Source organism: Acinetobacter albensis, assembly GCF_900095025.1.
Lineage (GTDB): Bacteria > Pseudomonadota > Gammaproteobacteria > Pseudomonadales > Moraxellaceae > Acinetobacter > Acinetobacter albensis.
In genome coordinates this window covers 166,921-176,007 of the sequence record NZ_FMBK01000009.1, presented here as the reverse complement: position 1 = coordinate 176,007, position 9,087 = coordinate 166,921, and the positions used below count along the sequence as shown (strand labels likewise).

The following is a 9,087-nucleotide window of genomic DNA, read 5'->3' as shown; positions in this document are numbered from 1 at the left end:
GGGTTTTTCTATACATAATTTAAAAAGCTGGAAAGTGAAATAAATAAATTTAAAAAATACCCGCATTCAATTTGGTTACCAATAAAAACAGCCAGATTTATTAATAATTTAATCATTGAAATTCATTACTTTAAAAAATAATCCTTTTATCTAATTAAAAAACAATCAATTATTTTAGGACGCTCACAGAAAGAACTTATGGCAAGATAGAGCCCATTAGTTAAAAAATAATTTACAGGATATATATTATGAAACTTAACTCATTTTCCCCCATGCCTGAAGATAATGATGAATTACATCTTCCTGAGTTGGTGTATTGGTCATCTTTAGGTGATTTAGAACAGCTCGAAGAGTTACTTTTGCAAGGAATTAATCCAAATCAAACGGATGAAGAAGGATATAGTGCATTACAGGCCGCAGCTGAAAATAATCACATAGATGTGGTGAAGTTATTGGTCAGTAAGGGGGTAGATATTGCTTATCGAGGGACTTATAACGCTTTAGAACTGGCTGAAATGGCAGGGAATGAAGAAATTGTGATGTATTTAAAAAGCTTACAAGGTATGAAGTAAAATTAGAATAGCCCAATCATCCTGATTGGGCTATTCTATAGATGCAGCTTAGAGTTGAATCCTAGCGAATTTCACATTCTGATGTTCAAACTTATTTTTTAGTGTTCTAGAAATTCCTGTTTTCCTGATAAATATAAAATTTAGTTAGAGGCTGATATAAGTAAATATTCACTTTTCAGGTAAGTGGTTTCTTACAAAAAATAAATTAAAAATATTGTCTTTTAAAAATGCGCATTCAAACCTATATATGGTCCTTTAAATTCGATTTTTAAATCTTGATCTTTTAATTGATCAAAGTCTACTTTCATATAACGATAACCCACTTTAGCCCCGATATCCAAAGCAATGTTATTGATAAAATCATATTGAAATTCGGCTTGAAGATCGGTAAATTTTCCGTCAGAGAAACTGCTATAGATCGCCTCAGTTGAAGCACTTAAACCTGTGAATGGTAATTTAGCGCCCACATTAACGTAGCCGATTACCCCATTTCCATCAATGGTATATTTAATTTCATCCAGAGAGTTGTATTGTTTCACGTCTCCGTCCAAGTTTGCGAGACCGAGACCCAAATCAATACTGATGATATTGTCCAAAATTTCGTAATATAAAATGTAATCGGTATTTTTTAATGAGGCATCAGTATTGTAAAGTTGATTCTGCGTAGCACTGTCTAAATCGACATATTTAATTTTGGCATTGGGTAGGAAAGGAACAGGATGTTCAAATGCTACAGAAAGTTGAACTGCGCCATCACGGTCAAGTTTATCGTGTACTTCATAAGGTTGGGTAATATCTACGTTACCATCAGTAATCCAATAACTGATATCGCCTTTTAAGCCAATAAAATCTGCTTGCGCCACAGTACTTAGTCCCAAAGCTGTGGTGAGTAATGTCATTTTTAATAATTTCATAAGTCCTTAACCTAAGTAGTGACGTTTTAGTTGTTCGATTTATTTGAGTACATGTGAGAGCACTCAATTTTGAGGCCATCATATCGAAATTTTGAGTCTATGGGGCTACACAACAGAGATAAATGGGATTATTTTTATCTACAGTCATGGCTTATTTTAAATCCAATAAAACTTGATTATTCATATTTATAAATCATGATTATTTAATTAAGGTGCTTGAAGCGTCACATTTTGATCAAATCAGATCATTAGCCGTAGAAAAGCGAAGAATTTCCGCAAAAATTACAGATAAAAGCCCGAAAAGTGGGTATTGTTCAACTATTAAAAGGTAAAACTCATAAAAGGCTTTAAGCAAGATTTTGTGATGATAACCTGTTTGTAATTTAGAAAATCATGCTCAAAAGGCTAAAGCTAAACTTCAGACATAACAAGATTAATTTTTGAATGGGAATTTTTTTGCTCGCGACATAATCAATAACAAGCGGCAAGAAAAAAACCGAAGGTTTAGGTATTTTATGACAGATTCTCGTGAGAACTGGACGTCACGATCGGGTTTTATTATTGCCGCGATTGGGTCTGCAGTTGGTTTAGGTAATATTTGGCGCTTTCCTTATGTCGCCTATGAAAATGGTGGTGGGGCATTTTTAATTCCGTATTTGATTGCTTTAATTACTGCAGGATTACCGCTTTTATTTTTAGATTATGCAGTAGGCCATAAAAGTAATCGTTCTCCACCTAAAGCCTACCGTGCCATTTTCAAAGGTGGTGAAACACTTGGATGGTGGCAGGTATGCGTGTGTATTATCATTGGATTGTACTATGCCAGCGTTTTGACTTGGGCGGGAAGCTATGTGTACTTCTCAATAGGTCAAATGTGGGGCAGTGATCCAGAAGCATTCTTCTTTAAAACTTATTTACAAACCTCAGAAGCATCAGGTTTTGATCCAAAATTTGTCAGCCATATTTTTTGGCCACTGGCGGGTATTTGGGCACTGACTTTAATTATTTTGTATGGTGGTGTGAAAAAAGGGGTCGAGCTTTCCAATAAGATATTCATGCCGTTGTTGTTTGTTTTATTTATTCTTTTGGTGATTCAGGCACTTCGCTTACCTGGTGCGGTACAAGGTTTAAATGCCTTCTTTACGCCAAACTGGTCCGCCATGATGAACTATAAAGTGTGGTTGGCAGCTTATGGGCATACCTTTTTCTCGCTTTCAGTGGGCTTCGGGATTATGGTGACTTATGCTTCTTATTTAAAACCCAAAACCAATTTAACCGGTTCAGGCTTAATTGTCGGTTTTGCCAATGCATCAACTGAAATTTTAGCGGGTATTGGTATTTTTGCTGCACTGGGCTTTATGGCTTATGCTGCGAATACTAATGTTGAAGATGTTGTGAGTGGCGGTATTGGCTTGGCCTTTATTGCCTTTCCTAAAATTATTTCGAGCTTGGGTGCAGGAGCAGATTTATTCGGTATCTTGTTCTTTACCTCCTTGTTTGTTGCCGGTATTTCATCCATGGTCAGTATTTTGGAAGTTCCAATTTCTGCCATGATGGATAAACTGAAGTGGAGCCGTAAAAAAGCTGTTTCAATTATCGGTGGTGGTAGTGCTTTGGTGTCAATCGTACTCTTTTCCAGTGTTAACTCGATTAAATTGGTCGATATTATTGACCATTTCATTAATAACATCGGGATTATCGGCGGCGCCTTGCTTTCAATTATTAGTATTGCGTGGTTTAAGCGTTCAGCACTGATTGAAATTAGAAATCATGTCAATGCTATTTCAACGGTGCAATTGGGCAAAGGTTGGGATTTCACTCTAACCGTTATTACATCGTTGATTTTATTGATTACTTTGGGCATGACCATTTATAACTTATTATTAAAAGGTTATGGCGATTATAGTTTAAGTCTACAGTGGTTATTTGGTTGGGGCTGTGTGATGTTCTGTGCAGTAGTGGCCTTTATTTTATCTCGTGTTAAAGACCGCTAGGAGAGAAAAAGATGAATACTTCTGCAATCGTAATGATGGTGATCTCGATGGTGTTTTTGTGGGGTGGATTGGCTTTATCTATTCTACATTTAATGAAAAACCCAGAAGAATTGGATGATGTGTTAGAAGATGTAAAAGATCAGCATACGCTGTAAATCGAAAAAACGATCTCGGTCGTTCTAATAAAATATGCAAATGAAAGTCATTATCATTTATGATAATGACTTTCTTGTTTTTAAAATGGGGCATGTCTATGCAGATCATTTTATCCCATCAGGTTTTGATTGCATTTGCAGTGACCTTCCTTGCTGGATTGTCTACCGTAATTGGGGGTGCATTGGTTCTATTTTTTAAACAGCCGAGTTATCGTGTATTGTCTTTCGGCTTGGCTTTCGCGGCTGGTGCAATGATCTATATTTCATTGACTGAAATTCTGAATAAATCGATTGCTTCATTCAGTCAAGCTTTTGAACCCAAATATGGTTTTGCTTTGGGTACTTTTGCTTTTTTACTTGGAATGATTTTGGTGTTGTTATTGGATCGTTTGATTCCTAATCCACATCAAACACTTGAACCGAAACATGCTGCTAAAATTGAAAAACAGCAATTAAAGCGCACTGCTTTAATGACGCTGTTTGCGATTACTGCTCATAATTTACCTGAAGGCTTGGCGACATTTTTTGCCACGCTAGAAAGTCCGACTTTAGGTGCGCCTTTGGCTATCGCGATTGCTATTCATAATATTCCTGAAGGTATTGCTATCGCTTTACCTGTATACATGGCGACTGGACGTAAAGATTTAGCTTTGGGTGCTAGTTTCATTTCTGCTTTAGCTGAGCCATTCGGTGCAGCGCTTGGCTATTTTATCTTGGCGCCATTTATGAATTTTAGTATTTATGGCGCTGTATTTGGCATCATTGGCGGCGTGATGGTATTTTTGGCTTTAGATGAATTATTGCCAACGGCAAAACGTTATGCTCAAGGGCATGAAACAGTCTATGGATTAGTGGTTGGAATGGCGTCTTTAGCTTTAAGTTTAGTGATTTTTAAGTTGGTTATTTAAGATATAAATTAATGAGCTTTTATTTAAAAAATGCTAATTCTTTTTACAATTAATAAATGCTGCTAATTTTGATAGCACTTATTGATATTTCCTGTTCAACAAATAGTAAGAAACTAAATTGCTAAACCAACTTTACTTTGTTACCACAAGTAAAAAATTCTATTCCTTGAGCTCATGTTCTTATCTGGTTTTGCATCAAATAAATAAGTAAAACAATAACAACATGAAATTGTAATTTCGAGCTAACTTTTCAAAACGAATGGTAATAACACGAAAATGCTTTAAGCGAGAAAGTTAGTGATCAAGAACTATGTTTTGTTTTCTGCTGTTTTAATCTTCATTGAATCATAACAATCATCTTATTACTCCCAGCAACACGGCCCCTTTTGAATGATAGCCTTTATCCGTTCAGATAATCTGCTTCCCGACTAACTCAGCCAACGGACTTATAACTTGATTATCCTAGACCTTGTCTCCTTTTGATTTTCCAATTGCATATCTTTAGCATACCGAGTTCCACTTATGCTGGTGCGCATGAATGTAGCTTCCGTCAATGAAGCTCTATTCTTTCTATAAGAAGTTTCATAGTTTAAAAACTCTTTAATAGTCTTTTACTTTTTCAAAATTAAAACGATCGTAGGCCGGCTACCCTGAGTAAAGGTCCTCAGGAATACCACGCTAAGATGTGCCTATCAGAACTTTCCACAAAATAGCTTCCATAATATTTTGTTTTGTTACGTCGTGAATGATAGCAGTCATAAAATTGCATGCTTTATTGGATCTGTATCCAAATTTAATCTGTTATCACTTCACGTAGAATATCCGAAAACTAAGATGTTTAAATTGAATTGATGAGAACAATAAAAAATGCACATCAAATAAGGGCATATACTCGCCCATATCTTTAATTTTACCCTCGTAAAACTACTATAAACACTCTCTAATTGTTAAATTAAACTTATTAATGAATAATTATTATTTTTTTGTCAAAACTTAAAATATTTTTTTAAAAATATAAAATCTAGATGGTGTTTTTCAATAAAACTGTGATCGAATACATATTTTTTAGAACACAGAAAAATATGATAGAAAAAATTGATTTTTTCCATACTATTATTTTTATAAAAAAAGTTGTTAAAAATCATTTGTTTCTATCGATATGTGATGCTTGTCTCGTTATTTAATTTATATGCAATTTTTTTAAACCATTATGCATTTTATTGATAATGAATAAATTACAAAAGTAAAGGCTATTTTTGATCATTTTTGATTGTTTTTTTCTTTTTTTGTTGTCAAAATGTATTTAATTAGTACAAAAGTAAGTCAAAACTTATGATTATTCAATATCAAAAAAGCCTTTGTTTAGTTTTTCTTTCTATTTCTGCATTTACTTTAGCGAATAGTACTTATGCAAACACTCAACCTTTAAATGCCCAAATGAAAGTGTTTCAGATAGAGCTAAAACAGAAAAAAGAATTAAAAGCAACCGATCAAATTAAACCAAATACATTACTCGAATACAAAGTGGAATATTCAAATGTATCTGTTAATACTTTAAAAAATTTGAAATTAAATTTGCCTCTTCCAGAGCATGTCACTTACATCGGACAAAGTTTACCAAAGGATGTTTATGCTTCTGTAGATGGTAAGAACTTTGCTAAAGCACCATTAACTCGTATTGAAAATGGAAAAAAGATCAATATTCCGCTACGTGAGTATCGAGCTCTACAGTGGAATGTGGTGGAGCTAAACCCAAAACAAAAAACTGTGGTTTCAGCTCAAGTTCGTGTTAACGCTCCTGAATAATTTTTTAAATAGTCTTTAATAGGCTTCTCGTGGGTTTTTTATGAAAAATAATTTTCAATTAAGTAAAGTTGCTGCATCACTTGCAGTAATTGGTGGGGTATCGCTATTCAGTGGTCAGATAATGGCTGCTGTACCTTTAGCGGGTACTAATATTAGTAACGTTGCTACTGCATCTTATACTGATAATACTGGTACTGAGCGTGTTGTTACGTCGAATGAAGTCAAAACTCTGGTTGCACAAGTGGGTAGTTTTACACTTGAAGCCAACCGTAGTGCACAGACTACGCCAAATGGACAAGTCACTTTCTCACATATTTTAACCAATACAGGTAATGGTACAGATAAATTTGCCATTACACTTAGTGATGTAGATGATGCAACGACAACATTTGATTTTGAAAATGGTAAGTTTGCAATTTATATTGACCGCAATAAAGATGGCGTTGCTGACAGTAAAATTGCTTTAACGACATCGGATCGAATTGAACTGGCTGCGGGTGAATCTGTTGGTTTGGTTGTAGTAGCAACGACACCTAGTACTGCAGTAGCCAACCAGTTAGATAAGCTGCAAGTATCTGCTACTGCACAATCTACAACATTATATGATGCGTCAGCTTTAACTAAAACAAATATTGACACTACGACTATTACAACGGGTGCGGTGATGCAAATTACCAAAGCCGCAAGTGTAAGCGTGACTCAAGCAGGTCAAGAAGTTGAATATACTTTAACCTTCAAAAATACGGGTAATGCTTCAGCAACCAATGTTGCAATCTTTGACGTATTACCAGCTACTGTTCAATTTGTTGCTGGTTCTGCACGTTATAATGGTAGTTCTGTCGCTTTAACTGATGCAAAAGATGTTGCAGATAAATTTGAAGTCAGTGGAAATAAATTCCTTTTTAACATTGATAGTGTTGCTGCAAATACCTCGGGCAAGTTGACTTTTAAAGTTAAAGTGTTAGATACAACAAGTGCTGGCGATATTAAAAATACAGCGTATGTTGATCCTGATGGTAAAACTGGACCTTCAGGTGGTCCAAATATTCCATTAATTATTACGGATGTTCCTGATACAGCACCTATTGATCCGACTACTGTTCCATCGAATCCATCGATTGTAACTGTGACCGGAAAATATGATGGTTCAATCAATGACTCTGTATTAAATAGTTTTAAAGATGGAACAATTCCTGGTGCACCTATTGATGACCGTATAACTTTAGCAGGTAAGCAAGGTGTACCAGTTGTATTTGGTGATAGTGCAACTGAAGGGGACATGATTGTTGTACATAACCGTGGTAATACAACCGACTCTTATACCTTATCTGTAGATAAAACCAATTTACCAGCAGGAAGTATTGTTGAAATACTAAAAGTTGATGGTAAAACTCCTGTAACTTCAAATAATACTGGTCCGATTGCAGCTGGTGCATACGAAAAGTATATCGTTCGCGTGACTTTCCAGAATGGTGCAGTGGTTAGTAATAATCAAATTATTTTAACCAGCACTTCTGATGCGAACAAAGGAACGGATAGGCTCACTTTAGTTGTTTCAAGTTTACTCGCCAATGCCGTGGATTTGGTGAGCAAAACCCCAACTGCAGATCTTGGTATAGGTGCTGGTACATCTACACCGGTAAGTAGTGCAACTACTCCGCCAGCAACCCCAACTACTTTCGATATTACAATCAAAAATACTGGCAATATTCCAGATAACTATATCATTACTGTTCCTAATATTCCGACTGGCTGGATCGCAGAAGTCTATGAAAAGGACGTGAGTGGTAACTGTACAGCAACCAAAGTTACAAACTCTGGAAATGTTGCGAATGGGGCTGCAAAAAGTTTCTGTTTAATTGTGACTCCACCTGCTGGAACGCCTGCAGATACAGTGACTGGAAAAGATATTAAAGTCGAAATTTCTTCACCTGCTACAGGGACGAATGATGATATTACCTTTAATGTGAAAGTTGCAGAACAACGCCAGTTAACCTTCAGTCCAGATCGTCAAGGTCAGGTTGCACCAGGTGGTACTTTGGTATACAGCCATACCTTAACCAATACAGGTAATGTACTTGAAGGTGAGACAAAGTATCCAATTGAAATTAATTGGTCTTCTACGTTACTGGGCATGAATACTTCAGTTTATGTTGATCTCAATAAAAACGGTACGATTGATGCTAATGAATTGGTGACTGGCGCAACTGTAGCAGCACGAAATGCTTCTTTAACCGCTTTATTGGCACAAACCAATGGTGCAGGTTTATCACAAAATGAATCAGTGACTATCTTGGTTAAAGTCGAAGCTCCTGCGACTGCGACTGCGGGTGAGTCGGATACAACCATTGTGACCTTTAAGCCAACTGGTACTAATAAGCCTGCTGATATAATCGTTACTGACCGTACTGTGATCAATTTGGGTCAAGTTCGTTTGGTAAAAACTCAGGCTGTAGCAGAGTGTGCAACGGTTCCAACGGTTTATGGCACTACTGATTTACAGGCAAAACCTGGACAATGTGTGTACTACAAAATTGTAGCAACCAATGATGGTAATGCGAATGCAACCAATGTTGTGATTGCCGATATGGTACCAAGTTACACTCAATTGTATTCAGGTTCTTTGAAACCTGCTGCTGCAACACAAACAAATGGTCAGGTAAGTTATACCGTTAATACCTTGACTCCAGCAACATCAGCAACTTTAGAGTTTGCTGTGAAAGTTGATAATTAATAAG

The 9,087-nt window shown here is 36.0% G+C and carries 7 protein-coding genes; 6 read left to right on the top strand and 1 reads right to left on the bottom strand.

Annotated features, from left to right (window positions below):
- Nucleotides 1-248: 248 nt before the first annotated feature.
- Nucleotides 249-572: an ankyrin repeat domain-containing protein gene (locus GA0116959_RS09295; protein ID WP_092720461.1), complete on the top strand. Its 324-nt coding sequence runs from the start codon at nt 249-251 to the stop codon at nt 570-572.
- A 221-nt stretch (nt 573-793) separates the two neighbouring features.
- On the opposite strand, the gene GA0116959_RS09290 is transcribed toward GA0116959_RS09295, so the two are convergent.
- Nucleotides 794-1,486: a TIGR04219 family outer membrane beta-barrel protein gene (locus GA0116959_RS09290; RefSeq protein WP_092720459.1), complete on the bottom strand. Its 693-nt coding sequence runs from the start codon at nt 1,484-1,486 to the stop codon at nt 794-796.
- 515 nt (nt 1,487-2,001) lie between these two features.
- Between GA0116959_RS09290 and GA0116959_RS09285 the strand changes: the two genes are divergently transcribed.
- The 5 genes from GA0116959_RS09285 (at nt 2,002) to GA0116959_RS09265 (ending at nt 9,083) form a co-directional block, all read left to right on the top strand.
- A complete protein-coding gene (locus GA0116959_RS09285; RefSeq protein ID WP_092720457.1) occupies nt 2,002-3,480 on the top strand; it encodes a sodium-dependent transporter in 1,479 nt (492 codons plus the stop codon).
- 11 nt (nt 3,481-3,491) lie between these two features.
- Nucleotides 3,492-3,635: a methionine/alanine import family NSS transporter small subunit gene (locus GA0116959_RS09280; RefSeq protein ID WP_005012345.1), complete on the top strand. Its 144-nt coding sequence runs from the start codon at nt 3,492-3,494 to the stop codon at nt 3,633-3,635.
- A gap of 98 nt (nt 3,636-3,733) precedes the next feature.
- Complete coding sequence (gene zupT / locus GA0116959_RS09275; RefSeq protein ID WP_092720455.1) at nt 3,734-4,543, top strand: zinc transporter ZupT; 810 nt, start codon at nt 3,734-3,736, stop codon at nt 4,541-4,543.
- Nucleotides 4,544-5,875: 1,332 nt separating this feature from the next.
- The gene (locus GA0116959_RS09270) at nt 5,876-6,349 is read left to right on the top strand and encodes a hypothetical protein (RefSeq protein ID WP_244878586.1); all 474 of its coding nucleotides are present in this window, start codon (nt 5,876-5,878) and stop codon (nt 6,347-6,349) included.
- A 40-nt stretch (nt 6,350-6,389) separates the two neighbouring features.
- Nucleotides 6,390-9,083: a DUF7619 domain-containing protein gene (locus GA0116959_RS09265; protein ID WP_092720454.1), complete on the top strand. Its 2,694-nt coding sequence runs from the start codon at nt 6,390-6,392 to the stop codon at nt 9,081-9,083.
- Nucleotides 9,084-9,087: the final 4 nt, after the last annotated feature.